We start from the raw sequence: 25,619 nt of genomic DNA, 5'->3' as shown, positions 1-25,619 counted from the left end.
GATGCGTAACTATTATGATCTTTTTATATTATGAAAAACATCGATAAGTATTTGTTTTTGCCGTTTGTTTTATGCTTGTTTGTTTTTTCCGACCTTAAGGCTGACGAATCTCCTGCAGATTATAGAATAAATGTACCGTCACCGCAAGCCTACGCTTTTGCACAGTATGCCGATATGCCAGTAAGCTTATACACCGGAATACCTTCGATCGAGGTTCCGCTTTTTACAATTGAGATGGGGAATTTTACCTTTCCGATAACATTGAGTTATCATGCGTCCGGAATAAAAGTTTCACAAGAAGCCAGTTGGGTGGGGTTAGGCTGGAACCTGAATGCCGGGGGCAATATAAGTCGTACGGTCAGAGGCCTTGATGATCTTATGGGCGGTTATTATTATCAAGATGCGCAGATTCCTGATCAATTCGATAATTCAAGAGATGATATAGTGTCCTTGGTAGGGGTAGATGCTTATGATCATGTTGTTAGAATCAATGCGGATACGGAACCGGATGTGTTTTACTACAATTTTGCGGGATATAGTGGAATTTTTTATGCTAAAAATTCAGGATGTAAAGAGGAAAACGGTTTTTATCTGAGCGATCCCGAACAGAATCTGAAAATGTCGTTTACTTATAAAGATCAGTCATTCGGTATTATCTCACCGGACGGTACACGATATTTATTCAAGCCGTCCGCCTCCACCGGTTCGGCGACAGTGGTATTGGAAGGATTCAGAATGCCTTATACAGATATGACCCGGTTTCCGTTTTTTGAAGATCGTGTACAAAATATGATTACGAGTTGGGATTTGTCGGAGATTATACTTCCGAATAAGGAAAAGATAGAGTTCGAGTATATTACGGTGGCATATCCTTTTCTTCCGTCAAGTGCCAGTATCATACAGAAAAAATATTTGCCTGTATATGCGGTAAAGAATACCGGATTTCCGGTTTACGCGACAGAAAAATATGAAACCGTTTGTTCGATGAGTATGGTAAATTACCAGAAGTTTCTGAAAAAGATTACATGGAGTTCGGGATATATTATGTTTGAGACAAGTTCTCGGAAAGACTTTGCCCGCAATACATTCAAGCCGGGAGGGGAGAATCTGAAGCTCGATAAGATGTCTTTGTTCCGAACGGGCGACAGTGCGCCCTTTAAGGAGGTCGTTTTTCATGAAAGTTATTTTAGTAACCCTGACGAACCGGAAGATCAGTATAATCTTCGGCTTCGATTAGACTCTCTTTCTGTTTGTTCGGGACAGATTCGGGAAATCCATCGTTTCGGCTATGACGTCCGTCATTCGTTGCCACCCAAATACAGTTTTGCCCAAGATATGTGGGGATATTATAATGGGTTGAATAATACGATATTCTATCCCGAAATTTCTGTATCCCGCAATTATTATAAGGCTGACGGGAAGACGATTGTATATAAAAAAGGAGATATATTGCGGGGGGCGGATCGCAAACCTCGTGCCGAATATATCACCACCGGTATGTTGACTTCTATGGAGTCGCCCGAAGGTGGAGTGACGACATTCGAGTATGAGCCGAATGATGCGATAAGCGAGTATTCCGAGATTGTTTTCTTGCATAAGGACACTCTTTATAAGCCGTATAATGTCGAGGTCGATACATTTCATTTTACATTACATACTGACGGCTGGATAAAACTGGACTTTTTATATAATGAAGGAGCGATGGGTGCTGGAGGCAGTGCGTATAAAAATAATATGATCTCTATCTATAACTCTGCCGGAAAGGAGGTCAAGACATGGGGTAGTCAGAATTTTCCGGATATACCGTTTACATATACGATCAAGGATTCGAGCAAATATGATAAAGGAAACTATTATTTGGTATTCAGAACCGATAATTATCTCAACCAGAATCTGAAACTGGCTTTTTACGGACACTTTAACAGGATCGGCCTTGTACAGGGCGGAGGGGTGAGAATATTCCGGATAAAGTCTCCCGTAAATACGAGAGAGTTTACTTATACCGACGCGACAGGACATGCCTCTTCCGGGATCTTTATACGCAAACCTTTTTATGAAAGTATGCAGACTTATGCTACATATAGTACTTTCCTTGATAACGATGGAAGTATTCGGCCGGTTCGGGATGGTTTTAAGGAGTATATAGTTCAGCAGTCCGAATCGGTATATCCGCTTGCCGGTCCGTCGATAAACGCTGCGGTGGGTTATAGTCGTGTTTGTATGACGACCTGTTCTGACGATAAATTTTTCAAAGAAGATTACTTTTATCACAATGAAGAGGAGGCTGTAGATTTCAGATATGTCGGGATGCCTGGTGAATGTATATATATGAACGGGAAGTTGCTGACGCATAATATTTATGAAGACTCTCAATTGATAAAAAATATCAAGTATGAATATAAATGCGATACCATAGCCGTTTTGAACGCGTGGTTTCAGGATTATTGCAATATGGGAGATATAGGAACATATCATGTGCCGATAGGGCATTGCCGGATCGAGCGGGAGACCGAAGGCTGTTTCGATACTCGTTTTTTGACTAAATATTGGAAGACGACCCGTTATAAACAATATAATCCGCATAATTATTTGCCTTCGGAAATCTCGGTCGACGATGGGTTGAAAGAGAAAACCGTGCGCACTATTTATACGGTCGATTTGAATCATATACCGCTTTATAGCGAAATGTGCGGTAATACCGGTAACCGGATAACCGATCCGGTCGAGATTCGCACTTATGATAATAGCGGACTGATACAAAAAGAGCTGCATACTTATAAAAAAAATGAGAAAAACGGGAGTTTCGTACCTGATGCTGTGTATAACTATTACAGGGGATCTCCGAGACCGGCAAGCGATTTTGACGGGAGTAATATTTCTCAGTACGGGTTACCCGACTATATGTTCTCTTGTTATGATAAATATGATAATGTTATCGAAGTGAAGAGCCGGACGGGAGAAAGCGAAGTTTATATATACGGATACGGCGGTCGGTATGTGATTGCCCGCATTCAGAACGCTACGCTCGAAGAAGTGGAAAAAGCGGGTATAGGAGCGGTTGATTCTTTTGCGACCGGGACGGAACCGAGCGAGGAGGAATGGAACAAGCTGAATGCGCTCCGAATATTATTGCCCCGTGCGTTGGTATATGTTTATAAATATGAACCGATGGTCGGGGTGATATCGATTACCGATCCCAAAGGAATGACCTTGTATTACGAATACGATGCCAAAGGAAGGTTGGCCGTTGAACGGGATGGGGACAATAATGTGATCAGAAGTTACCGTTATACTTTAAAGAACGAAAAATGAGGACACGTGCAGTATTTTTATCGATATTGATTTTTCTGTCGGTCGTTTTTCCGGCCGGTGCTCAAGAAAACAGCGTTATGATCCGTACGTTTACAAGTGCGGTGCAAGATCCGTCGCAAGGATCAGATGAAAATACGATAACCGTCGTCGGATATTACGATACGGCGGGAAGACTTCGTCAGACTTTACGCAAGGGATTTGCTCCGGACGGTTCAGACCTCGTGGATTATATCGATTATGACGCTTTGGGCCGGAAGATCGCCGAATATGATCCTATACCCGTTACCGGTAATAATGGGAGGTTTGTAGAAAAAAGCGTATTTCAGCAGGGTTCTGCATGGAAACGGGAATATGATTATGCCTTGTCGGCACAGAATCGTATGACATCTGCGGCGGGTTTGCATTACGGAGGAGGAAACATCGCGTGCAAATACGGTCTGAATTCAGATGTTTCGACAGAATATACGCTTCATTCGCTTATCCCTGTTTCTGTCGGTTTCTGTCGTTACCGGATAAGTTGCACTTCGGCAAAAACCGGGAATTTTCATGTTACGGAGATTCGGGATGAAGATGGCAAGCGGTCGTTGCGTTTTACCGCCCCCGACGGCAAGACGGTACTCGAACGGGTTATTGCAAATGATGGTTTTCATGACACTTACTATCTTTATGACGCGCTGGAACGTCTTGTCGGAGTAATTCCTCCGGAAGCGGCATCCGTATTGTCAGACGGATCGACCTATTATTCGGATGATCAAGTCATGGCATATTATGGTTATTGGTATGCTTATGATCATAGGAATCTGAAAACCGGCGTAAAACTTCCCGGGGCGGAGATACATTATATCGTATATGACGGAGAAGGACGTCAGATACTCCGGCAGGACGGGAACCTGCGTAAACGCGGTGCATGGATGTTCTTGAAATATGACCGGTTGGGAAGGCCGGTTTTGCAAGGTATTGTCGAAGATACTCGGGACAGAGCGGCGATAGCGGCGATATGGGAAGACCGTGCGGTTACCGAGACCTTTTCTGGAGAAGATTTTTTCTGTGTGGGATATACCGATGACTGTAAGCTGGGACAAGGGGAGTATTCCGTTATTTCCGCATGGTTTTACGATACATACGATTTTACCGGTCAACTGCCTATCGGAACAGATTATTTCCCGACAGAGTTACCTGAAAACACGCGCGGGCTGCAGACCGGAATGTATGAGGCCGTGCTGAACCGTCCCGAGACAGGCCGCACGACTCTTTTTACATACGATGACAAAGGCCGCCTGAAAGAAACCTATCGGTCTGACTTTTCCAGCGGAAATAACAGCCGACACGCATTACACTATGATTTTCAGGGATTGGTAACCGGGGAGGATAACCGCTATGAGGGCATCGCCAACGTAAATTTTCGGTATATATATGACCATGCCGGCAGAAAGACGGCCACCCGTTACCAATATATAAATCCTAAACTGACCTCTCCCGACTTCTTGCCGCTATCGAGCATGCAGTATGACAGCTACGGGAGACTTCGGAGCGAACGCGCTCTTCACGACAGTATCACGGTAAACTATGATTACTATCTCGATGGTACGCTGAAACAGATAGATAATCCCGGGCGTTTCTCGGAACTGTTGTGTAAATCGTCGGCCGTGACGACACCCTATACAAAACAGCGGTGTTTAAACGGAAATATCAATGATATCCGGATCAGTCAGATGGGCAGGTCTTATTTCTGGCATTACGAATACGACCTTGCCGACAGGCTTACGCTGGGTATGATGTATGATGCCGAAGCGTTTAACCGGCAATCGGGCGAAGGTGAACGGTTCGCTTACGACAAGATGGGGAATATTACACTGCTCCTGCGAAGGCATAACGGGGCGGATGTGGATTGTCTCAATACGGTTTACCGTGGAAACCAGATACAAAGAACCGGGAACGTAGGAGGAGGCAATTATGATTACGACTTTCCCGGTTATACGGATGCCGCCGATGAAGAGACAGAAGTGGCGTACGACGCCAACGGAAACGAGATATTTAACCTCGATAAGGAAATCGTCGCGATTCGGTATAATGTACTGAATCTGCCCGACACGATACAATTCTCCAACGGAAACCGCATCGTCAATTATTATTTTGCGGGCGGGGAGAAATCGGGGAGCGTATCGCGCACATATCTTACTCCGTTGTCGGTACCGTTAGACGAAGTAACCGACAGCAAAGATCCCCACAAAGATGTTTCGGAGTCCAAGGCCGGGAACTTGGTGTGTAAAAACGGTTCGCTGAGCCATATTTTGTTCGACGGAGGATATTTCTCCCTCTCGAGAAATTACGGCGGCAGTATGACGAATCCGAAAATTTATACGTATATTCGGGATCATTTGGGCAGTATCCGTTTGGTTTGCGAGGGCAATACGGGAGAAGTGGTGCAGAGCCTCGAATATTTCCCGTCGGGTCTGATATTCCGAAGCATGTGTTTCGAATGGCAACCTTACCGTTTTACAGGAAAGGAGTTGATAACGGAACACGGTCTCAACCGGTACGACTCGAAGGCGAGAATTCAGGATTTTCAGATACCCGGATTCACGACATTAGATCCGCTATGTGAGAATTACTACGGAATATCACCGTATTCGTATTGTGCCGGGAATCCGGTAAGTCGGGTTGATCCGAACGGAATGAAGTGGGATGATCCTGAAGAAGCAAAAAAGTTAAAAAAACATATTGATGATAAAATTACGTCTCTCAATATGGACATAAATAAAAATCAAGCTAAACTAAATAAAGGAGGACTTAAAGAAAAACAAATTACAAAATTGAATAAAAAAATTTCTGAAGCACAAGATCGAATATCTAACCTTAACGTCAGTAAAGGAGATATTGACAGATTGGATGCCGATCAAAATAATATTTATTCTTTAAGTTATATATCCGGCGGATTACATACTGTCAGACAAGGTAGAGACAACAAAATATGCATTGAAACTTCCTCTGATGCTCTATCCATACATGAAATAACCCATGTACGACAATCATTGGATGCAGGGGGACTGAGGTTTTCATCAAATGGAGAACTGTTAAATGCAGGAATAGGAATAAGAGGAGTCGGAAAAATGGAAATAGAAGCATATCAAATGCAATATTCCTTTGATAAATCTTTTCCCGGCAGCACAGGAGGTAAAGGCCTTCAAGGTATCGATTTCCATTCTGTTGGAAATATCCGAAATGGGGGGACATTGGTTTATCCTATAATATACCAATACTCTCAAGACTTAATACAATTTCAAAAAGAACAAAAAAGAATATTTGGAATTCCATAAACAAAATCTTATGAAAAGAATAATTTTATTTTTAATAGTTTACGCATTCTACATTGTGGAAGTCTCGGCTCGAAACAATTTATCTGGTCGCTATTATGCAGAGTCTGGAGTTTATATAGAAATAAAAGACAAAAATTTTAAATTAATTATGCCTAATAATGCTATAAACGGATGGAACTCAGAAATAATGGCAGAAGGTACTATCAATAAAATCGGGGATTCTTTTTTAGAATTAAATACAAATAAAAATCCCATTATCGAAGCTCTTAAAAACTTAAATATCACTCAAACACAAGAATCCATTTCCATTCCAAACGACAGTATCAAAGTGAAATTCTTAATTCCTTATCAAAGAGGAAAACTTAAAATATTAGTATTTACCAATACTTCAAAAATTTTTAGCCTGAATTATTCGATGACTGTTAATGAAATAAATATCCCTAAAGATACAAAATCTATTTCATTTTATATTAGTCCTGATTTCATAAAAGCGCATACAACAGATGGGATATTTTATGGTATAGTGGGACTTGATTCTATGCAAGAATATCAAATACAAAAAAATATCAATTTCATTAAAATAGAAATACCAGACATAACTAACTCCTTTTTTGAAACTTATTACATAAGAGGCGATTATGCACGAATGACTAAAGACGGTATAATATGGAAAGGAATAATATACAGAAAATCCCTCAAATAGGATCAATATGTAGTTCGATAAATTCAGTATCCGTTTGGTTTGCGAGGGCAATACGGGAGAAGTGGTGCAGAGCCTCGAATATTTCCCGTCGGGTCTGATATTCCGAAGCATGTGTTTCGAATGGCAACCTTACCGTTTTACGGGAAAGGAGTTGATAACGGAACACGGTCTCAACCGGTACGACTCGAAGGCGAGAATTCAGGATTTTCAGATACCCGGATTCACGACATTAGATCCGCTATGTGAGAATTATTACGGAATATCGCCGTATGCGTATTGTGCCGGAAATCCGGTGAGGTATATCGATTCCACAGGTCGATGGATAGAGTCTCTATGGGATGTCGCCAGTTTGACGATCGGAGCTAAAAGTTTTGTGGAAAATGTCCGTCAGGGAAATGTTAAGGCTTCGGTAGTCGATGGTTTGGGAATGCTCGTAGATTTGGGTGCCGTCATATTGCCGGGAGTGCCAGGAGGGGCAGGTGTTGCGATCAAGACCGGACGAACGGCAGATAAGACAGCAGAAACGTTAAAAGCCATGGAACGGGGGCGGCAAAGTGAAAAGCGGGTATTGCAGGAGATGAGAGCGACAAAAAATACCAAACGGGAAATGACAACTTTGGAAACGGGAGAAGACATAACAGTAATCCTGAATATAGTAACCCCAAAAAACATAATGGAGATAAAAGATGTAAAAATAGTAAATAATACAAAACAAATTAGGGGAGAACGGCAAGTAGCAAAAGATACAGGAAAGGAGTTTAAAATCATTACGGGAGAGAAAACACATGTGTCCGGAAATATTCCGGAAAGAGAGATAATCAGGCGAAAAGATTTAGGACCACAAAAAAAATAAAATATTATGGGTAAATTTGATTACAAAAACATCTGTGTGCAGATAAAAGTACGGGAAAACCTTACGGATCAGAGATTCGTAGAGTTTATGAAAACGTGGAATTTTACGAGATTAGAATTTGCTAATTTTTTCGATTCTATTAAAGGAACGATTTGCAATGAACAAGCCAAAAGAATTGTGGAGTTTTTTGTCACATACAAGAATGAAGCTATTCTTCCAGACAAATACAATCTAGCCGAGCCAATAAAAATTGCATTTGACAAAAACGATATTTCTATTCCAGTGGCATGGTTAAGTTTTCCGGGAGGAGGAATATATTTAAAACAAAAATACAAATTCGAGGCCTATATTGAGAATGAATATTGGGGGCTTGTATGGTCTGATGGAAAAATCGTAAAACCGGTGAGGGTACTACCGGAGTATATGGGAGTTATAACCTTTTGGTTCAGTAAGCAGCGAAAGATAGATATGGAATTTCTGAAACGGCTGTTGAAAGATTTTTGCGAGTATCTGAATACCGATTACGGGGTGATATTCGATCAGGAAACGCATGAGGTATTGTTCGATCTTTTTGAAAGAAAATAAATTATGGGAAATTATGTCAGAAATGTCGGTATATTTATTAAAGTACGGGAAAATTTGACAGACCCGAAATTTGTAGAATTTATTCAAGACTGGGATTTTACGGAAGACGAGATAAGTACTTTTTTAGAATCGATATGGGAAAAGTCCCGCAATGAAAACTCATCCAAGATAGTAAAGTTTTTTATTGAGTATAAAGATGGGATTCTACATCCCGATAAGTGTGACATAGTCTGTCCGGCCAAAAAGCCATTTGATGAAAGAGGGTACACTTTGTCTGTTGCATGGCTTAGCTATCCGGGCGCGAGGCTGATTCTAGAGAAAAAATATAAGTACAAGGCTGTGTTGGAGTGTAAATATTGGGGAGCCCTGACATCAGGAGGGGAGATTCTGAATCCCAAAAAGATTTTTCCCCGATATATGGGCATTGTTACCTCTACCTGTATAACCTCGAAAGAGCAAATAACCCGTCCACTGCCCGAGTATATGGGATTTATTACTATTTGGTTCGGCAAGTATCGGAAAATAAATATTGAGTTTCTGGTGCAATTACTGGAGGATTTCTGTATGTACTTGAATACTGATTGTGGGGTGTTATTCGATCAGGAAACACATGAGGTATTGTTCGATCTTTTTGAAAAAGAGAAATAGAAAAAAGGTATTTTCCCGTATTTACCGGACGGATCGGAATTCTACGACTTCCTCTATATTGGCTACTCAAGGCGTCTCTTCCAAAACCGTAAGTACCGCTGTAAACAGCATTACAAAAGGAATGGGGACAGCCGGTGTCAATACGACGAAATCTATGGTAAAAATAGAAACCGCTGCTACAACGACGTCTGAAGTATCGATAAAAACAGCAGAAGATAAATTTAAAACAAAAAAATAAGGTTATGAAGACATTTGTAAAAATAATTTTTTATCTGAACTTTTTACTAACGGGAGGAGCGTTTATGTTCTCTTTTTGCCAATTCGTGCTTCGGGAATATGTTCGAATACAAGATTGCCGAACAATTCGTTATAAATAGGGATACAGTACCCGAACCTTCTAGATTAATTTATGAGTATGTAGCAAATGGAAAGAAATACCATAGTTTTCAATATTTTTCACCGGATATTGCAAAATCTGCTGATCTATCCTAATTTACTGTTATATATAATACCACATTCAAAAATATCAGCGTTATCAAAGAATCGAACATGCAGGGAATAAGAATACAAGGGCAAGTTCTCCTAATGGTTATCTTTGGAGCAGCTTTTCTTCTTATGTTTCTAATATATAGATTTGCAGATCTTGATAAATGGATAAGAATATATACCGGAGAGGAATATAGAAACAGAAGAAAAAAAACATAGAAAAACGATGTCTTTTCTTTCGATATCATAGCTTTGAAGGGACAAATGTAGTATCTGGTTTGCGGGGGCAATACGGGAGAAGTGTTGCAATCTCCTCCACCGGAGTCGGAGCGGTTGTAGGCACACCTGCTACAGCCGAAGGTGTTGCAATGGCGACTCACGGCACGTTGATGATGTTCAGTGCCGGCAAGGTGGATTCACAAATATTGTTGCTTTTGCTCAAAACAAAGCCGAATTTAAAAAAGAACAAAAAAGAATATTTGGAATTCCATAAACAAAATCTTATGAAAAAAATAATTTTATTTTTAATAGTTTACGCATTCTACATTGTGGAAGTCTCGGCTCGAAACAATTTATCTGGTCGCTATTATGCAGAGTCTGGAGTTTATATAGAAATAAAAGACAAAAATTTTAAATTAATTATGCCTAATAATGCTATAAACGGATGGAACTCAGAAATAATGGCAGAAGGTACTATCAATAAAATCGGGGATTCTTTTTTAGAATTAAATACAAATAAAAATCCCATTATCGAAGCTCTTAAAAACTTAAATATCACTCAAACACAAGAATCCATTTCCATTCCAAACGACAGTATCAAAGTGAAATTCTTAATTCCTTATCAAAGAGGAAAACTTAAAATATTAGTATTTACCAATACTTCAAAAATTTTTAGCCTGAATTATTCGATGACTGTTAATGAAATAAATATCCCTAAAGATACAAAATCTATTTCATTTTATATTAGTCCTGATTTCATAAAAGCGCATACAACAGATGGGATATTTTATGGTATAGTGGGACTTGATTCTATGCAAGAATATCAAATACAAAAAAATATCAATTTCATTAAAATAGAAATACCAGACATAACTAACTCCTTTTTTGAAACTTATTACATAAGAGGCGATTATGCACGAATGACTAAAGACGGTATAATATGGAAAGGAATAATATACAGAAAATCCCTCAAATAGGATCAATATGTAGTTCGATAAATTCAGTATCCGTTTGGTTTGCGAGGGCAATACGGGAGAAGTGGTGCAGAGCCTCGAATATTTCCCGTCGGGTCTGATATTCCGAAGCATGTGTTTCGAATGGCAACCTTACCGTTTTACAGGAAAGGAGTTGATAACGGAACACGGTCTCAACCGGTACGACTCGAAGGCGAGAATTCAGGATTTTCAGATACCCGGATTCACGACATTAGATCTACTATGTGAGAATTATTACGGAATATCGCCGTATGCGTATTGTTTTAATAACCCAGTTAGATTTCCTCCTGACAAAAAAAACAATAAAAGCGCAAATTCATTCACATGGAAGATTTGAAGAAGGATATGATAATAACAATTTTTCTAATGGAGATAAATGGGTATATTATAATGCAGGAATAGACGGATTTTTAACGACGCCCGATGGATCGTTAAAAAAATACAACGTAAGAACCGCTAAAGTAAATGTCATCTCGGAAGATCTGCCTAGTGATCCGAAAGATCCAGAAAGGAAAAACCAAGTTAACCCGATAGATGTCCCTAAAATAAAAGAAAAATCTTTATATACAAAAAAATATCATATGAAAAAAAATAGATTTATATTTCGGATTATTTTATGTTCAATCGGTCTTTGTTTTTGGGGGTGTTTTTCAGAAGAAAATAGAGAGAATAAAGTTACTGGACAACTTGAAACTCAACAAGACTACATCCCAAATGATTCTTTATCATTAAGCGAATATTCATCTGTTCATGGGTTTATGCCTGAAGATGGCTTGATTCCGACTGCAGAATTGGCGATTCAAGTGGCAGAGCTTGTCCTAAAAAATATATATGGATCAGAGAATATAGAAGAACAAAAACCCTTTTTTATAAATTTAAAAAATGATATCTGGATTATAGAAGGGAATTTAGATGATGGTTATTATGGAGGTGTTGCGCATATAGAAATCCGAAAAAATAATGGTGAGATATTGAAAGTTATCCATGGTAAATAATACAATAATTTATATTCATGTTAGATATAAATTATGGGATGGATTTGGATCAAATCTAATAAGAAAGATGTTATTCTGTTTTTTCTGATGAATATATTATTCGTATTATGCCGGGAATCCGGTAAGTCGGGTTGACCCGAACGGAAGAGATTTTTGGGACGTTCTAAAAGGTATCGGAGTCTCCATTAGCGACAATGCGACATTAGGAGGGGTCAATCGAAGGGGCACAATAGCTTATAAAGATGCTTCCGACTATAATTTAGGCCAGAACATCGGAGACGCGCTTAGTGTTATAATCGGAGGAGGAGAAGCTTTTACCTGAATGGGCGGGACAATATTCGGAACGGGTATATCTGCAACGGGATTCGGCGCAGTCGTAGGAGCACCGGTTATGGCAGAAGGTGCATTAATGACGGCTCATGGTACGTTGATGATGTTTAGTGCCGGCAAGAATCTGAACAGTCAGAAAGGCAGGGTGGATGAAGGTTCTGGAAAAGACAAGAGAAATGTTTCATCCGGAAATAAGAATAGTCCTCATGCAAATCAAAAAGCAAAAATATCTGCCGGTCAAAAATATGAATGAGCGAAAGAACAATTTAATCAATTAAAGAATATGCCAAATAAAACACCTGAACAGAAAAAGGAAAGAGATGCAGCAAAAAGGGAAATGGATTACTGAAAAAAAGCAGGATTTCTCCGGTGAGAATCACAGTAGAAACGCAAAAGGGAATTAAATATGGAAAGATATACGTTTATAGCGGAATATAGAGGCGGTACATATACGAGCCAATATGATGTTGAGAATTTAGAAGACGGACTGAAACTATGGGCTGAAAATCTGGATTTAAAATATTTCTCAAAATCAAAAAAAGAAAAAATCATAGCAGAAACAAAGGACAGAGACTTATTTCCTGTCGAATTGGACGGCATCAAAAATACTTGGTGTGCATCTTATCTGAGAGGGAAATTTGAATTATTATTAAATATAGTAAAAACTGCTATCGATTGACCTCTAACATTTAGCAGAATAGAAAAAGAACAAAGAAAACAGATTGAGACAGACTGTATCCGATGGCAAGGTGACGGATACTGTGACTTATAAATCTAATGAATTATCAAAAAAGATGAAAAATATGTTAGAAACAATTACGACTATATATTTTACACAGAAGGTGTAAATGTAAAAGAACCTCAATATAATGTTAATCCAAAAATAGGTGAAGTTTTCCAAAATCAACCTAAAGTAAGAGAAGCATATCCGGATGAAATTCCTAGATAAAATTAAATTATGAAAAAAAATATATTCAAATTAAACATTTCTCTTTTGTCGGATTATGATGAATTTTTAAATGCTAATCCAGACAACTGGAATATTGTGTCTTATTTAAACTTAAAATATGATACGAATGCGGCTTTAGCATTTTCCAAATTCTTTTTTCCGGATTTTGTGGAAAAAAAAGGTTGTGTAATTTTAGATTTTTTGTTCGACAAAAATATTTTTAAAGATTGGTTTAATTCATATAAGGGAGATATTTCAAGAGTTGAATATATGTGTAATATGTATGAACTGAAAGATTATTTCCATATCAATGATAATAGCGATGATGATACCGTCTATTGGGAACGGTTATTCGCTTTGGGGCGTGTAATGCAGCGGGCTTGGCAGATAAATCTGAAATTGCTTTACCCTGATCGAAAATTCAAGGTCGTACTTGTTGATGATCGAGAAATGGATATGTATTATATTACATTCTTTTCTATCTCCTCAAAAACAAATCGAGCAATAAAGTAGAAGTAAATAACTTTATCATATTTTTGATAGTTTGATATATATGGAAAATTTTAAAATTGAAGATTTTAAAAAAGAATACGGATATGATTTTCCAACTTTTTATCATTTGTCTGAAAAAGAATGTTCTGATATAAAAGAGCGTTGGACTAAAAAGTTTAACAGTAACAATAATGGTTTAGAAATTCTTTGTAAGATTAGGAAATTGTAAAAAAATAAAAAGTGTTAATGCGGAAGATGATAAGATATTCATACTAAAAAATATCTTTAATAAGTTGAATATTCATCCGGAATCGGTATTAATAAATTTTTGTCGTTTTGATGATATAGATGAAATGAAACTGGATGATTTAAATAAATATTTTTATGATATATGGTATCCAGTTGCCGAAGATATAGAAATTTTTGACCGGGAATGTAATTGGATGGTCTTAATTAGTCATGATGGTGATGTTGGATATATTTCATTCTGATAAAAAAACTAAAACTGTTCATGGAATTACCCATACACATGAAACATATACTAATAAAGATACGGGAGGCAAAAAACATACAGGAGTTTCTATAAATAACACACATATTCCTATATTTGAAGAAGTAGAAAGAGTTAAAAATAACACTGTAATAAAAAGCAAATGAAAAAAAACGTATATAAAAATGAAGAAGTAAATGACATAATACTTGACGAATGTGGTATTATTGGTTTTTCATGGATCAATGAAGAATTAGATTTTGATATACAAATAGATTGGAATGGACAATCTGATTTAGCGGATGATTTTGATTTTATGGAGACAAAAGCACATCTTGTTTTTCATTGGATCACAGAACTTAAAATTATGTTGGACTATAAAGACCAAATAAAAGCATCTAGCATAGAATCCTTTTCTTTCAAAAAAAATGAGTATGGATATAATATAAATATTAATTGTAACTTTGATTCTATAGGTTACATTAACTTCAATTGTTATGATTTTTATTTTGAGATTATTGAGAACATTTAATAAGTAAAAAATTATGAGAACACATAAGATCGGATCAATTAGATAATATTTCCAAATTATAGAGTAAGGAGTTGATAACGGAACACGGTCTCAACCGGTACGACTCGAAGGCAAGAATTCAGGATTTTCAGATACCCGGATTCGCGACATTAGATCCGCTATGTGAGAATTATTACGGAATATTGCCGTATTGCGTATTGTGCCGGGAATCCGGTGAGATATGTCGATCCGGACGGAAGAGATTTAAAAGGTATCGGAGTATTCATTAGTGACAATACGACCATGCAAATCAAAAAGCAAAAATATCTGCTGGTCAAAAATATGAACGAGCGAAAGAATGATTTAATCAATTAGATAAAATACAAAATAAAACACCTGAACAGAAAAAGGAAAGAGATGCAGCAAAAAGGGAAATGGATCACTGGAAAAAAAGTAGGATTTCTCCGGTGGGAATCACAGTAGAAACGCAAAAGGGAATTAAATATGGAAAGATATACGTTTATAGCGGAATATAGAGGCGGTACATATACGAGCCAATATGATGTTGAGAATTTAGAAGACGGACTGAAACTATGGGCTGAAAATCTGGATTTAAAATATTTCTCAAAATCAAAAAAAGAAAAAATCATAGCAGAAACAAAGGACAGAGACTTATTTCCTGTCGAATTGGACGGCATTAAAAATGCTTGGTGCAGGTCTTATTTAGGAGGTAAATTTTATTTATTATTGAATATCGTAAAAACTGCTATCGATTGATCTCTAATATTTAGCAGAATAGAAAACAAAGAAAACAGATTGAGACAGACTGTATCCGATGGCAAGGTGACGGATACTGTGACTTATAAATCTAATGAATTATCAAAAAAGATGAAAAATATGCCAGAAACAATAGAATTCAATAATCTTAACGTTCGTAATTTTTCATTATATACATGGGAAACCATACCTAAAAATATTCGTTATTGATGGATATGGATTGGATAAATATTATGGGTAAATTTGATTACAAAAACATTTGTGTGCAGATAAAAGTACGGGAAAACCTTACGGATCAGAGATTTGTTGAATTTACGAAAGAGTGGGGTTTTACAGAAAAGGATTTCGATGCGTTTTTAGATACAATCGAAGGAGGGGCTTGTAATGAGCGCGCAAGAAAAATAATAGAGTTTTTTGTCGAATATGAAGGCGGGTTTATACTCCCGGATAAATATAACGGATACGAGCCTATAAAAAAGATATTTAACAAAGACGATATATCGGATCCCGTTGCATGGCTAAGTTTTCCTGCGGGGAGTCTATATCTGAGGAAGAGATATAAGTTCGATGTGGAAATAGTGAATGAGTACTGGGCGATTATATTCTCGGAAGGAATAGCAGAAAAACCGGTGAGGGTACTACCGGAGTATATGGGAGTTATAACCTTTTGGTTCAGTAAGCAGCGAAAGATAGATATGGAATTTTTGAAACGGCTGTTGAAAGATTTTTGTGAGTATCTGAATACCGATTACGGGGTGATATTCGATCAGGAAACGCATGAGGTATTGTTCGATCTTTTTGAAAAAGAGAAATAGAAAAAAGGTATTTTTCCGTATTTACCGGGCGGATCGGAATTTGAGTATTTGATTTATCAACTCGGTACAAATTTGTTAAACGCAGTACACAAAAGTCTGCCAAAGATGCCGCCAGAAATGAAGGGAAAAATGCGCCTATAAAACATCTTAATCCTGAAAAAGGAAATAGCCATTATCATTCAACGGATATACATAAGGAAAAAAACTAATAGTACACTTCATGAATATTAATCAGCAATTATGGATAGGCTTAGTTGGTGTCCATCCCCATTCTGAAAACTCAATATTAGGAAGTTATTCGGGTGGATTCACAAATATTGTTGTTTTTGCTCAAAACAAAGCCGAATTTAAAAAAGAGGTATCAAAATTTTGTTTAGAAAATAATTTAGATGTTTTTGAAATTGAGGATATTGAACGAGTTAGTAAACGAATGAAAAAACATAAATTAGGAACATCTGTTTTGAAAATTATAGAGTATGTAAGGGTAACAGGATTACCATGTATGAGTGATTTACACGTTATATGAGTCTGATGATTGGGACAATTGCATAAAATATTTGCAATAGAAGCATATCACATGCAATATTCCTTTGATAAATCTTTTCCCGGCAGTAAGGAGGTAAAGGTCTTCAAGGTATCGATTTCCATTCTGTTGGAAATATCCGAAATGGGGGGACATTGGTTTATCCTATCATAGTATATCAATATTGAGATTGATGCTAAGGATGTAGGTTTTGATGATTCGTTTATTTATGATGAGCTTGAATTAAAACCTGCAGATCGTAAGCTTCCTTCTAACTTTGTTGAGGAATGAAGCGATAAAAGCTTTTGAAATGTGGGATACCAAAGCGGATAAAATAGAATATTGAATTAAAATATTGTGAAGAAGTGGAATAGTTAGATTATGATTTCACTCCTTTTTTATTTTTATAATTATAATGGAAAACGTAGATGAGACATTTTAATAAAAGAGAAAAGGATGTAATAAAGATTCTTGTCAGCAAGGATTTTACGAATGTGAGCAGTTTTTCTGTAGAGTTAAATAAGATGTTTTTTAATGAGGAAAACGGAGCGGCTTTGGCCGTTGATCGTTCGGAAAAAGTTTTTTATTTATTTATTCGGAATTTTGAAGACCAAAAGCGTGTGAAGATTTGTATCGGAGAGTTTTTGGAACTGGTAAATTTACTTCTTTATTTGAGTGATAACAATTTGGTGAATATTTTGCCATATTCAAATTTACCGTCGTTTTTCCTTTTGCATGATACATTCAGGCAGGTAGATTCTGATTATGATGGAGGATGTATTTTGGATGGTAAGGGGCATTATTTTAATATTCGGGATTTGCTTTATATTTATAATAGAGAAGGTGTCCCGGAATACAAATCTTTTCGGTTTAACGGAAAATACTATGATTTGGTATTGAGTCTATTATTTGGAGTAATATACCCTACGGCAGAATTGTACGCTTTTGTAGAACGAGGCAATATGACGGAGGAAGAGTTGCGATTTAAAGTTCAGTTCGAGGAGTCAGTCAAACAACACCGATCCGCAATGAAAAATGCAGAGGAACAGTTAGAGAAAACCAAGCGATCGTTAAATATGTCTTATATTGCATTGTTTATATCTTTTGTCGCTTTGATTGCTACCTTATGTTCCAATTTATGGATGAAGACTTCTATTGAACCTTACCAATTTCAAAGTGTTAAAAATCTTTTGGAGAAAATTGAAAAAAATACTAAAATCGAGAGTTTGAAAGATAATGATAATCTGGAGATAAACCCCTCAATTATTGATATGCAAATGAAAGATGACTCATTAAATTTTAAAATAGATAAATAAAACTATTTGATCAATGGTGCGAACAGTTGTAGCGGAATATCTCTTCGTATCTACTTTGTTGTTTTGAATTTCTCATTAATCGGGATATTTCTGTAAAGCAACGCAATTGGGGTTTTATCGTTTTATTAAGGACTGCATCTCTGACTTTGCTGAGATCGGTAATAGGTGCGGTAAAGATATTATCTGTTTCTATGACAATTGTAGATGTGCAGGAAGTGTTGTGTTGACAATTTGAAGCGTACAGGTCATTTGATATTTCGATAAGACTTTCCATTGCTATTTCATCGCACTGTCCTGTACTGAAAGAAAGTTTTTGGCTGTTGTTTTTTATGTATTCGCGTACGGGTTTGAATAACTCCCTTAATAGCATTGTTTCGTCGAGTAATCTTTGGGGATTACCTTTGCTTTTATATACAAGGTATTCACATATTGATGGTAATTTGATTGCCGGTCCTTGATTGATATACAATTTGTTGGATTTTTCTATAACTTGATTGATCGCTTTATAAATCTTTTGGTTAATGAACGCCTCTTCTCTTGCTCGTTTTATTGATGCAGAATAGAGTAGATGTTTGTTTTGGGCAGTTATGCTATTTTGCAAAACACGAGAATCGCTGATCAGTTTTAAAGTAAGATTTTCATTCCATTCATTTTCTTTTTGGAATTCCAGTATCTTTTGAAGTAACGTTTTATTTCGGGTTATGATATCGACAAATGCTCCATCCATTTTATCGTTAAGGGAAATTTCCAATAGTTCACCTGTTAATAAATCTATATTGTTGTCTTTTATAGCATTAGTTATGGTTGTCACTACGGACAAAATATTATCTGACAAATGAGGCAGATATTGTAGAGGATTTTGTGTCATCTTGCAGCTTTCAAGAGTCCAATTGATATTATTTAGTAGATCTTTTGAAACTTCATTGCAAACATTGTTATAGAAGCGAGAAGAGTTGTCGTTAAGAACGGAAATATTATCGAAACCATATCTTGCTATTTTGTCAATGATGTGTATACTGTTGTCTTTGACATAGTCTGGAACGAAATTTGATAATTGCAATTGGTCACAAAAAATTTGCTGTATGCAAATTTGAAGAAAGTCATCAATATCGTCATTGTTTCGGGCTTTTCCATTAAGACATTTATCAATGCATTGGAATGCGTTATGTTCTATTAATAAATCCATGCGGTCGAGATTAAGGTACATTTACAAATATAAGAGATTCTGTATTAAAAAATCTTACTTGATACTTTAATTTTTGTATCTGTCTGTAAATTCAATCGAAAATCGTATCTTTGCTATACGATACAGAAGATTTTGATATTTTCTCGTATTTGCGATAATAATTAATGAACGAGGTAAATAAAATGAGTACTTGGTTTGAATGTAAAGTAAAATACGATAAAATGATGGAGAACGGCATGCAGAAGAAAGTTACCGAACCTTATATGGTCGATGCTCTTTCTTTTACCGAAGCCGAAGCTCGCATTATAAAGGAAATGACACCTTTTATTTCGGGCGATTTTTCTGTCGCTAATATTAAAAGAGCCAATATCAGCGAGTTATTTTTTGATGAGACGGGCGATAAGTGGTTTAAATGCAAAGTCAATTTTATTACGCTCGACGAAAAGAGCGGTGCGGAGAAGCGGACCGCAAGTTATATGCTCGTGCAGGCACAAGACTTGCAGAAAGCTTTGGAAAACCTGTTGGAAGGGATGAAAGGTACTATGGCCGACTTCGAAATAGCTGCTATTAACGAAACGCCTATTATGGATATATATCCCTATGCGGCTGAAGATGAAGACCTTCCTCCTGTTGCAGAATCTTAGATATGAATATTGTTGCAGAAAATATAGAGCGGGTAAAGCAAACTCTTCCTTCGGGAGTGAGATTGGTTGCTGTCTCCAAATTTCATCCGGTAGAGATGATACGGGAGGCATATGATGCCGGTCAACGACTTTTCGGAGAGAGTAAAGTGCAAGAATTGCTTTCTAAAAAGCCTGTTCTGCCGGAGGATATAGAGTGGCATTTCATAGGACATTTGCAAACGAATAAGGTGAAGCAGATCGTACCGTTTGTTTCTATGATACATAGTGCTGATAGTCCTAAATTGCTGCAAGAAATAAATAAGGCGGCGGAAAATGTCGGGCGTGTGGTTTCGTGTTTGTTGCAAATACACATTGCCCGAGAAGAAAGTAAATTCGGTTTTTCTTTTGAGGAGTGCCGTGACTATCTCCGGTCGGGAGCATGGAAAGATCTTCGCCATGTGCGGTTTTGCGGAGTAATGGGAATGGCTACATTTACAAATGATTGTAAACAAATAGAATCGGAGTTTCTATCACTCCGTAGTTTTTTTGATGAAATAAAGAAAGACTATTTTCCCGAAGATAGTTCGTTTTGTGAAATCTCTATGGGGATGTCCGATGACTATCTTTTGGCGGTAAAAGCCGGAAGTACGCTGGTACGCGTGGGAAGTCGTATTTTCGGGGAAAGAGTATATTAAAAATCTAAACTTACCATTATATGGAAACACTACAGACTGCATATGCCGGACTTACATTGCGTAATCCTCTCATTGTCGCAAGTTCAGGGTTAACAAATAATATAGATAAAATTAAGGATCTTGAAAAGGCCGGAGCAGGAGCTGTTGTCTTGAAGTCTCTTTTTGAGGAGCAGATACTTGATCAGGCAGATCATGTTTTGTATCATTCGGCGGATTATCCCGAAGCGTATGATTATGTGCAAAATTATGTGCGGTCGCATAGGATAGAGGAGTACCTGACGTTGATACGTGAAGCCAAAGCTTCGTGTTCGATACCGATTATTGCCAGTATTAATTGTTATGATAATGGGAGTTGGGTATCTTTTGCACGTGATATGGAGGCAGCCGGAGCAGATGCGATAGAGATTAATATTTTAAAAATAGCGACGGTATTAGACGAGAAACCCGGTGAATATGAAAAGCTGCATACCGATATTTTGAAAGCGATTAAAAATGCGGTGAAAATTCCGGTTACGGTAAAAATGGGACAACGTTTCAGCAATATTGTAGCGGTCGTCAACCAACTGAAAGCAAATAATGCAGATGGTGTGGTATTGTTCAATCGCTTCTATCAGCCTGATATTGATATACATAAAATGCAATTTACCTCTGGAACGGTATTCAGCAGTTCTTCTGATTTTAGCAATACGATGCGATGGATCGGAATCGTGTCGGGACAAATTCCGAATTTGTCTTTGGCGGCTTCTACCGGAGTTCATGAGCCGGAAGCGGTAATTAAAGCTTTGCTGGCAGGGGCTTCGGCTGTAGAACTTTGTTCTGTCTTATATCAGCATGGAAACGGTATTATTATGCAGATGCTTACTATTCTTGAAGAGTGGATGCAAAGTCAGGGGTTTAAGACGATAGGAGAATTTAAAGGATTGCTTAATTTTAAGAATGTTCCCGACCAATCGTATTATGAGCGGGTACAATTTATGAAATATTTTTCTAATCGGGATTGATTGTTCATCATGTTAGAGTTGAGGTATGAAAGAAGTCCTTGATCGATAAGTAAGATATGAAGGTGAAAAACCGGAAGTTAGTAACTGTTTATCATTTATTAGCTTCCGGTTTTTTTGTTCCTGTTATCGGTGAAGTCGGTTATATATTGTTCTCTCGGCCGGAAAATTCGATATGTTTTATCGTGTCGATCCATATAGAAGCTGTCTAAGTTTTACTCGGGTCAGTTTTGAAAGTTTTTTTCGAGGTTATTTTTCTGTTTTCCCTTGTCAGATAGTTTGCTATCTGACAAGGGAAAACGGGAAAAAGACCGGAAGAAAACGCAAAGATGAGCTGATCATATTTTTGTTGGAGAATTTAGATAGGTTCTAAATCTGACCCGATAATATTTTCTTATCGGAAAATTTAAACGGGCTTTTATTCAAATGATGTTTTAGGAACAATATTGTATTGTCCTTTTATCGGCTTCCAACGATACTCTCCATTCTCGTCCAGCACTGCTTTTTCAAATCCGTCGAGTTTTCCGTTTCGGTAACAACGACGATATATTCCGAAAACTCCTTTTAAGCCTTCATTTTTTAAATAGCGTTGTATAAAATTCTGTTCTTGAGATTTGCGTTTCTTTTGGTCTATATGAAAGTCTCTGTTGGCATATGTAAATACTCCATCATTCAAGGCTTTCTTCATTTTCTCCTGATCTTCTATCGTTATGTAATATTCGGTATCGGGAGTAAAAGTGGCCATCAATGAATTATTTGTATTTTTGCGGTCTTTTTGAGACTCTGCGAATACCCACATATCTCCCGGAGAAGGAGAGGATGGCCGGGGACCGGGATGCGTATGGATAAAGCCCGTTGTTTCCGTATCCGGTAGGTTATCCATGTCACCGTTCCACGGATGATAAAGGAATCCGTTTTTTACGTATGGCGCTTGTCCTTTCGTGATCGGATCGGCTTTCAATTCGAGTGAGTGGCCGTTGCCGGATGTATTGTATTGTCGGACAACAGTTCCGTATTCTATATCTTTATCTGACCGGGATATCGATCGGAGAGTATCCGCACTTAATCCTGTCGGGTTTGAAGTCAGATATGGTTCGATAATGCGAAGGAAATCGGGGTCGGAAATTTTTTTAGGAATAAGTTCGCCTGTGAGTAGTGAAGGAACCCATGTAATACGATCTTTCATAAACTGATTATTTTTTTAGTTAAGTGAATTATGAAAGCAAATGTAAATACGCTGTTTTATGATATGATGCGATAAATATAAAAAATGAATCGGTTATTTGATTCTGATGCTTTTTACAATGTCGTCCATTACTGTTTTAGCCCGCTCGGTCATAAGGCTGTCATGAGGGAAGCACATAAAAATATCGAATGTCTGTTTTTGTAGGTGAAGGTCTGCCGAATGGCTGTCCGGAGGGAAATCATCGCCTCCGGACAAATATAAACTGTAAGGGTCGTTAAAATATTCGATTCGAGCTACACAAATGAAATTACTGTCGGGATACTCTATATAGTCGTACAGCTCTCGATTCTCCGGTTTTCTCCGCCACTTTTTTGCAGTGCCCGGATCTTTTTTTAAAGAAAAATATAATTCAATAATTTCATTCGTATCTTTACCTTGATAAATATAAGAGGCTATATAATGTTCTTCTCCGATAAGGTCTCTTTCTGAGAATATTTTTTTTCACGGGTTTGCGGTGCGCTGGTCTTCAAATCCCGGAGGAATTATGAGACTGACCTCTTCTCCTTCGGGCGTAGTGAACGAAAACGGAGTTCCTTTTTCCCGACAACCGATAAGAGATAAAAGAAATAAACCTATAACGATGGATAAGGTAGGATAATAATGCTTCATTTCTTTTTGATTTTGATGCTTTTTACGATGTCGTCCATTACAGTTTTAGCCCGTTCGGTCATAAGGCTGTCATGAGGAAAATAAAGTTGAATATCCAAGGAGTTTTTTTGAAGATACATGATTGCATAATGAATATCTACACCATTATTTATCCCTAAAGAAAGTATATACGGGTCGGATATATATTCGACTTGTAATACGCAAATAAAATTACTGTCGGGATATTCTATATAATCATATAGTTCCCGATTTTCCGGTTTTCTCTGCCATTTTTTTGTGTTAATGTCGGAATATTCTCTTAAGTTGAGATACAATTCCATAATTTCCTCGGGATTATCGGCATTGCAAACGTATGCTGAAAAATAGTTTTTAAGATCTTTATCCAATTTCTTCCACGGGCTTGCGGTGCGCTGGTCTTCAAATCCCGGAGGAATTACAAGACTGACCTCTTCTCCTTCGGGCGTAGTGAACGAAAACGGAGTTCCTTTTTCCCGACAACCGATAAGAGATAAAAGAAATAAACCTATAACGATGGATAAGGTAGGATAATAATGCTTCATTTCTTTTTGATTTTGATGCTTTTTACAATGTCGTCCATTACTGTTTTAGCCCGCTCGGTCATAAGGCTGTCATGAGGGAAGCACATAAAAATATCGAATGTCTGTTTTTGTAGGTGAAGGTCTGCCGAATGGCTGTCCGGAGGGAAATCATCGCCTCCGGACAAATATAAACTGTACGGGTCGTTAAAATATTCGATCCGTGCCACACAAATGAAATTACTGTCGGGATACTCTATATAGTCGTACAGCTCTCGATTCTCCGGTTTTCTCCGCCACTTTTTTGTACTGTTATTGATATCTTCTTCTAAATAAAAATACAACTCTATAATTTCATCCGGATTGTCGGCATTGCAAACGTATGCTGAAAAATAGTTTTTGAGATCTTTATCCAATTTCTTCCATGGGCTTGCGGTGCGCTGGTCTTCAAACCCCGGAGGAATTACAAGACTGACCTCTTCTCCTTCGGGCGTAGTGAACGAAAACGGAGTTCCTTTTTCCCGACAACCGATAAGAGATAAAAGAAATATGCCTATAACGATGGATAAGGTAGGATAATAATGCTTCATTTCTTTTTGATTTTGATGCTTTTTACAATGTCGTCCATTACAGTTTTAGCCCGTTCGGTCATAAGGCTGTCATGAGGGAAGTAAAGTAGAATATCCAAAATATTTTTCTGAAGATACAGATCGGCATAATGAATATCTACACCATTATTTATCCCTAAAGAAAGTATATACGGGTCGGATATATATTCGACTTGTAGTACGCAAATAAAATTACTGTCGGGATATTCTATATAATCATATAGTTCCCGATTCTCCGGTTTTCTCTGCCATTTTTTTGTGTTAATATCGGAATATCCTCTTAAGTTGAAATACAATTCCATAATTTCCTCGGGATTATCGGCATTGCAAACGTATGCTGAAAAATAGTTTTTAAGATCTTTATCCAATTTCTTCCACGGGCTTGCGGTGCGCTGCTCTTCAAATCCCGGAGGAATTATGAGACTGACCTCTTCCTCTTCGGGTGTAGTGAACGAAAACGGAGTTCCTTTTTGTACGCAACAGTAAAAGATGGACAAAAAAATAAAAAAAGAGATGATCAACCTAATGTCTGGTAGTTTCATATACAGATGGTTTGGTATATCCAAATATAGCTAAAAAAAATAATTTATGCAAAGTAATATTATTAACGTCTCTCTTTTTCTTATTTAATGAAAGATTCCTTGCTACTTGTTATTTGGAGAGGATCATTTATTATAGAATCAAAACAGATTCGTAATCTGAAACGGGAAAATAGATTTTTATGTTATAAAACATACGCTTTTGAATGACAACATTAGTGAATAAGCGTTATTTTTACACCAAATATACAATATAAAAATAA

32 protein-coding genes and 1 pseudogene are annotated in these 25,619 nt (G+C 37.4%); 26 read left to right on the top strand and 7 right to left on the bottom strand.

Annotated features, from left to right (window positions below; genetic code table 11):
* Nucleotides 1–30 precede the first annotated feature (30 nt).
* From QUE35_RS06215 to QUE35_RS06115, 22 genes and pseudogenes are all read left to right on the top strand, one after another.
* A complete protein-coding gene (locus QUE35_RS06215; RefSeq protein WP_022600518.1) occupies nt 31–3,312 on the top strand; it encodes an RHS repeat protein in 3,282 nt (1,093 codons plus the stop codon).
* The gene (locus QUE35_RS06210; RefSeq protein WP_022600519.1) at nt 3,309–6,629 is read left to right on the top strand and encodes an RHS repeat domain-containing protein; all 3,321 of its coding nucleotides are present in this window, start codon (nt 3,309–3,311) and stop codon (nt 6,627–6,629) included. The genes QUE35_RS06215 and QUE35_RS06210 overlap by 4 nt, the downstream gene beginning before the upstream one ends.
* A gap of 10 nt (nt 6,630–6,639) precedes the next feature.
* Nucleotides 6,640–7,332: a hypothetical protein gene (locus QUE35_RS06205; RefSeq protein ID WP_122329712.1), complete on the top strand. Its 693-nt coding sequence runs from the start codon at nt 6,640–6,642 to the stop codon at nt 7,330–7,332.
* Nucleotides 7,333–7,441: 109 nt separating this feature from the next.
* Complete coding sequence (locus QUE35_RS06200) at nt 7,442–8,185, top strand: RHS repeat-associated core domain-containing protein (protein ID WP_286262952.1); 744 nt, start codon at nt 7,442–7,444, stop codon at nt 8,183–8,185.
* Nucleotides 8,186–8,191: 6 nt separating this feature from the next.
* A complete protein-coding gene (locus QUE35_RS06195; RefSeq protein WP_122329749.1) occupies nt 8,192–8,770 on the top strand; it encodes a hypothetical protein in 579 nt (192 codons plus the stop codon).
* Between the two features lie 3 nt (nt 8,771–8,773).
* Complete coding sequence (locus QUE35_RS06190; RefSeq protein WP_022602304.1) at nt 8,774–9,418, top strand: hypothetical protein; 645 nt, start codon at nt 8,774–8,776, stop codon at nt 9,416–9,418.
* Complete coding sequence (locus QUE35_RS06185; protein WP_031258861.1) at nt 9,402–9,656, top strand: hypothetical protein; 255 nt, start codon at nt 9,402–9,404, stop codon at nt 9,654–9,656. Before QUE35_RS06190 ends, QUE35_RS06185 begins: the two co-directional genes overlap by 17 nt.
* Nucleotides 9,657–10,182: 526 nt before the next feature.
* The gene (locus QUE35_RS06180; protein WP_022602309.1) at nt 10,183–11,100 is read left to right on the top strand and encodes a hypothetical protein; all 918 of its coding nucleotides are present in this window, start codon (nt 10,183–10,185) and stop codon (nt 11,098–11,100) included.
* 109 nt (nt 11,101–11,209) lie between these two features.
* On the top strand, nt 11,210–11,455 hold the full coding sequence (locus QUE35_RS13690) for an RHS repeat-associated core domain-containing protein (protein WP_350226622.1): 246 nt from the start codon (nt 11,210–11,212) through the stop codon (nt 11,453–11,455).
* Nucleotides 11,343–12,113 carry an NTF2 fold immunity protein gene (locus QUE35_RS06175; RefSeq protein WP_154659344.1) on the top strand — a complete coding sequence of 257 codons (771 nt, stop codon included), beginning with the start codon at nt 11,343–11,345 and terminating at the stop codon, nt 12,111–12,113. The genes QUE35_RS13690 and QUE35_RS06175 overlap by 113 nt, the downstream gene beginning before the upstream one ends.
* 322 nt (nt 12,114–12,435) lie before the next feature.
* The gene (locus QUE35_RS06170) at nt 12,436–12,696 is read left to right on the top strand and encodes a hypothetical protein (RefSeq protein ID WP_022601749.1); all 261 of its coding nucleotides are present in this window, start codon (nt 12,436–12,438) and stop codon (nt 12,694–12,696) included.
* Nucleotides 12,697–12,849: 153 nt separating this feature from the next.
* Complete coding sequence (locus QUE35_RS06165) at nt 12,850–13,122, top strand: hypothetical protein (RefSeq protein WP_022601748.1); 273 nt, start codon at nt 12,850–12,852, stop codon at nt 13,120–13,122.
* A gap of 279 nt (nt 13,123–13,401) precedes the next feature.
* Nucleotides 13,402–13,905, top strand: a complete 504-nt coding sequence (locus QUE35_RS06160) for a hypothetical protein (RefSeq protein ID WP_022601746.1) — start codon at nt 13,402–13,404, stop codon at nt 13,903–13,905.
* 40 nt (nt 13,906–13,945) lie between these two features.
* Nucleotides 13,946–14,113 carry a hypothetical protein gene (locus tag QUE35_RS06155; RefSeq protein ID WP_022601744.1) on the top strand — a complete coding sequence of 56 codons (168 nt, stop codon included), beginning with the start codon at nt 13,946–13,948 and terminating at the stop codon, nt 14,111–14,113.
* A 230-nt stretch (nt 14,114–14,343) separates the two neighbouring features.
* Nucleotides 14,344–14,541, top strand: coding sequence for a hypothetical protein (locus tag QUE35_RS06150; protein WP_147404868.1), 198 nt, complete (start codon nt 14,344–14,346; stop codon nt 14,539–14,541).
* Complete coding sequence (locus tag QUE35_RS06145; RefSeq protein ID WP_022601739.1) at nt 14,538–14,906, top strand: hypothetical protein; 369 nt, start codon at nt 14,538–14,540, stop codon at nt 14,904–14,906. The genes QUE35_RS06150 and QUE35_RS06145 overlap by 4 nt, the downstream gene beginning before the upstream one ends.
* A gap of 162 nt (nt 14,907–15,068) precedes the next feature.
* Nucleotides 15,069–15,260, top strand: coding sequence for an RHS repeat-associated core domain-containing protein (locus QUE35_RS06140; RefSeq protein ID WP_022601737.1), 192 nt, complete (start codon nt 15,069–15,071; stop codon nt 15,258–15,260).
* Nucleotides 15,261–15,389: 129 nt separating this feature from the next.
* Nucleotides 15,390–15,662, top strand: coding sequence for a hypothetical protein (locus QUE35_RS06135; protein ID WP_022601735.1), 273 nt, complete (start codon nt 15,390–15,392; stop codon nt 15,660–15,662).
* Nucleotides 15,663–15,871: 209 nt separating this feature from the next.
* On the top strand, nt 15,872–16,477 hold the full coding sequence (locus QUE35_RS06130; protein ID WP_022601733.1) for a hypothetical protein: 606 nt from the start codon (nt 15,872–15,874) through the stop codon (nt 16,475–16,477).
* 220 nt (nt 16,478–16,697) lie between these two features.
* Nucleotides 16,698–17,003, top strand: coding sequence for a hypothetical protein (locus QUE35_RS06125; RefSeq protein WP_022601731.1), 306 nt, complete (start codon nt 16,698–16,700; stop codon nt 17,001–17,003).
* A gap of 171 nt (nt 17,004–17,174) precedes the next feature.
* A pseudogene (locus QUE35_RS06120) lies at nt 17,175–17,346 on the top strand (nucleoside deaminase); the annotation flags it as partial.
* A gap of 82 nt (nt 17,347–17,428) precedes the next feature.
* Complete coding sequence (locus QUE35_RS06115; RefSeq protein ID WP_022601729.1) at nt 17,429–18,316, top strand: hypothetical protein; 888 nt, start codon at nt 17,429–17,431, stop codon at nt 18,314–18,316.
* A 10-nt stretch (nt 18,317–18,326) separates the two neighbouring features.
* Here QUE35_RS06115 and QUE35_RS06110 read toward each other — a convergent pair whose 3' ends face one another.
* Nucleotides 18,327–19,502 carry a hypothetical protein gene (locus tag QUE35_RS06110; protein ID WP_022601727.1) on the bottom strand — a complete coding sequence of 392 codons (1,176 nt, stop codon included), beginning with the start codon at nt 19,500–19,502 and terminating at the stop codon, nt 18,327–18,329.
* Nucleotides 19,503–19,684: 182 nt separating this feature from the next.
* Between QUE35_RS06110 and QUE35_RS06105 the strand changes: the two genes are divergently transcribed.
* Genes QUE35_RS06105 through QUE35_RS06090 form a run of 4 tightly spaced genes read left to right on the top strand, consistent with a single transcriptional unit; the run spans nt 19,685 to nt 22,030 of the window.
* The gene (locus tag QUE35_RS06105; RefSeq protein ID WP_031258719.1) at nt 19,685–20,146 is read left to right on the top strand and encodes a DUF4494 domain-containing protein; all 462 of its coding nucleotides are present in this window, start codon (nt 19,685–19,687) and stop codon (nt 20,144–20,146) included.
* A gap of 2 nt (nt 20,147–20,148) precedes the next feature.
* Nucleotides 20,149–20,820 (top strand): YggS family pyridoxal phosphate-dependent enzyme, encoded by a 672-nt coding sequence (locus QUE35_RS06100; protein ID WP_022601725.1) that lies wholly within the window; start codon nt 20,149–20,151, stop codon nt 20,818–20,820.
* A gap of 20 nt (nt 20,821–20,840) precedes the next feature.
* Nucleotides 20,841–21,821, top strand: coding sequence for a dihydroorotate dehydrogenase-like protein (locus QUE35_RS06095; RefSeq protein ID WP_022601723.1), 981 nt, complete (start codon nt 20,841–20,843; stop codon nt 21,819–21,821).
* A gap of 56 nt (nt 21,822–21,877) precedes the next feature.
* A complete protein-coding gene (locus QUE35_RS06090; RefSeq protein ID WP_022601721.1) occupies nt 21,878–22,030 on the top strand; it encodes a hypothetical protein in 153 nt (50 codons plus the stop codon).
* A 206-nt stretch (nt 22,031–22,236) separates the two neighbouring features.
* On the opposite strand, the gene QUE35_RS06085 is transcribed toward QUE35_RS06090, so the two are convergent.
* The 6 genes from QUE35_RS06085 to QUE35_RS06060 all read right to left on the bottom strand — a co-directional run bounded on the left by QUE35_RS06085 (nt 22,237) and on the right by QUE35_RS06060 (nt 25,359).
* Complete coding sequence (locus tag QUE35_RS06085; protein WP_022601719.1) at nt 22,237–23,004, bottom strand: hypothetical protein; 768 nt, start codon at nt 23,002–23,004, stop codon at nt 22,237–22,239.
* Between the two features lie 93 nt (nt 23,005–23,097).
* Nucleotides 23,098–23,259, bottom strand: a complete 162-nt coding sequence (locus QUE35_RS06080) for a hypothetical protein (protein WP_022601717.1) — start codon at nt 23,257–23,259, stop codon at nt 23,098–23,100.
* A 246-nt stretch (nt 23,260–23,505) separates the two neighbouring features.
* Nucleotides 23,506–23,673: a hypothetical protein gene (locus tag QUE35_RS06075; protein WP_022601715.1), complete on the bottom strand. Its 168-nt coding sequence runs from the start codon at nt 23,671–23,673 to the stop codon at nt 23,506–23,508.
* A complete protein-coding gene (locus QUE35_RS06070; protein WP_022601714.1) occupies nt 23,670–24,233 on the bottom strand; it encodes a hypothetical protein in 564 nt (187 codons plus the stop codon). Before QUE35_RS06070 ends, QUE35_RS06075 begins: the two co-directional genes overlap by 4 nt.
* Entirely contained in the window at nt 24,230–24,799 is a 570-nt protein-coding gene (locus QUE35_RS06065; protein ID WP_009318721.1) for a hypothetical protein, read from the bottom strand. Before QUE35_RS06065 ends, QUE35_RS06070 begins: the two co-directional genes overlap by 4 nt.
* Nucleotides 24,796–25,359 carry a hypothetical protein gene (locus QUE35_RS06060; RefSeq protein ID WP_022601712.1) on the bottom strand — a complete coding sequence of 188 codons (564 nt, stop codon included), beginning with the start codon at nt 25,357–25,359 and terminating at the stop codon, nt 24,796–24,798. Before QUE35_RS06060 ends, QUE35_RS06065 begins: the two co-directional genes overlap by 4 nt.
* Between the last annotated feature and the right edge of the window lie 260 nt (nt 25,360–25,619).

The organism is Coprobacter fastidiosus (assembly GCF_030296935.1).
GTDB classification, from domain to species: Bacteria; Bacteroidota; Bacteroidia; order Bacteroidales; family Coprobacteraceae; genus Coprobacter; species Coprobacter fastidiosus.
Note: the sequence above shows the minus strand (reverse complement) of the source record. Positions and strands in the feature narration are given on the sequence as shown.

Bases quoted from the DNA above. Each gene is read 5' to 3' on its own strand.
- QUE35_RS06215 (WP_022600518.1), top strand. From the start codon at position 31: ATGAAAAACATCGATAAGTATTTGTTTTTGCCGTTTGTTTTATGCTTG.
- QUE35_RS06210 (WP_022600519.1), top strand. From the start codon at position 3,309: ATGAGGACACGTGCAGTATTTTTATCGATATTGATTTTTCTGTCGGTC.
- QUE35_RS06205 (WP_122329712.1), top strand. From the start codon at position 6,640: ATGAAAAGAATAATTTTATTTTTAATAGTTTACGCATTCTACATTGTG.
- QUE35_RS06200 (WP_286262952.1), top strand. From the start codon at position 7,442: ATGTGTTTCGAATGGCAACCTTACCGTTTTACGGGAAAGGAGTTGATA.
- QUE35_RS06195 (WP_122329749.1), top strand. From the start codon at position 8,192: ATGGGTAAATTTGATTACAAAAACATCTGTGTGCAGATAAAAGTACGG.
- QUE35_RS06190 (WP_022602304.1), top strand. From the start codon at position 8,774: ATGGGAAATTATGTCAGAAATGTCGGTATATTTATTAAAGTACGGGAA.
- QUE35_RS13690 (WP_350226622.1), top strand. From the start codon at position 11,210: ATGTGTTTCGAATGGCAACCTTACCGTTTTACAGGAAAGGAGTTGATA.
- QUE35_RS06170 (WP_022601749.1), top strand. From the start codon at position 12,436: ATGGGCGGGACAATATTCGGAACGGGTATATCTGCAACGGGATTCGGC.
- QUE35_RS06165 (WP_022601748.1), top strand. From the start codon at position 12,850: ATGGAAAGATATACGTTTATAGCGGAATATAGAGGCGGTACATATACG.
- QUE35_RS06160 (WP_022601746.1), top strand. From the start codon at position 13,402: ATGAAAAAAAATATATTCAAATTAAACATTTCTCTTTTGTCGGATTAT.
- QUE35_RS06155 (WP_022601744.1), top strand. From the start codon at position 13,946: ATGGAAAATTTTAAAATTGAAGATTTTAAAAAAGAATACGGATATGAT.
- QUE35_RS06150 (WP_147404868.1), top strand. From the start codon at position 14,344: ATGATGGTGATGTTGGATATATTTCATTCTGATAAAAAAACTAAAACT.
- QUE35_RS06145 (WP_022601739.1), top strand. From the start codon at position 14,538: ATGAAAAAAAACGTATATAAAAATGAAGAAGTAAATGACATAATACTT.
- QUE35_RS06135 (WP_022601735.1), top strand. From the start codon at position 15,390: ATGGAAAGATATACGTTTATAGCGGAATATAGAGGCGGTACATATACG.
- QUE35_RS06130 (WP_022601733.1), top strand. From the start codon at position 15,872: ATGGATATGGATTGGATAAATATTATGGGTAAATTTGATTACAAAAAC.
- QUE35_RS06125 (WP_022601731.1), top strand. From the start codon at position 16,698: ATGAATATTAATCAGCAATTATGGATAGGCTTAGTTGGTGTCCATCCC.
- QUE35_RS06115 (WP_022601729.1), top strand. From the start codon at position 17,429: ATGAGACATTTTAATAAAAGAGAAAAGGATGTAATAAAGATTCTTGTC.
- QUE35_RS06110 (WP_022601727.1), bottom strand. From the start codon at position 19,502: ATGGATTTATTAATAGAACATAACGCATTCCAATGCATTGATAAATGT.
- QUE35_RS06105 (WP_031258719.1), top strand. From the start codon at position 19,685: ATGAGTACTTGGTTTGAATGTAAAGTAAAATACGATAAAATGATGGAG.
- QUE35_RS06100 (WP_022601725.1), top strand. From the start codon at position 20,149: ATGAATATTGTTGCAGAAAATATAGAGCGGGTAAAGCAAACTCTTCCT.
- QUE35_RS06095 (WP_022601723.1), top strand. From the start codon at position 20,841: ATGGAAACACTACAGACTGCATATGCCGGACTTACATTGCGTAATCCT.
- QUE35_RS06090 (WP_022601721.1), top strand. From the start codon at position 21,878: ATGAAGGTGAAAAACCGGAAGTTAGTAACTGTTTATCATTTATTAGCT.
- QUE35_RS06085 (WP_022601719.1), bottom strand. From the start codon at position 23,004: ATGAAAGATCGTATTACATGGGTTCCTTCACTACTCACAGGCGAACTT.
- QUE35_RS06075 (WP_022601715.1), bottom strand. From the start codon at position 23,673: ATGAAGCATTATTATCCTACCTTATCCATCGTTATAGGTTTATTTCTT.
- QUE35_RS06070 (WP_022601714.1), bottom strand. From the start codon at position 24,233: ATGAAGCATTATTATCCTACCTTATCCATCGTTATAGGTTTATTTCTT.
- QUE35_RS06065 (WP_009318721.1), bottom strand. From the start codon at position 24,799: ATGAAGCATTATTATCCTACCTTATCCATCGTTATAGGCATATTTCTT.
- QUE35_RS06060 (WP_022601712.1), bottom strand. From the start codon at position 25,359: ATGAAACTACCAGACATTAGGTTGATCATCTCTTTTTTTATTTTTTTG.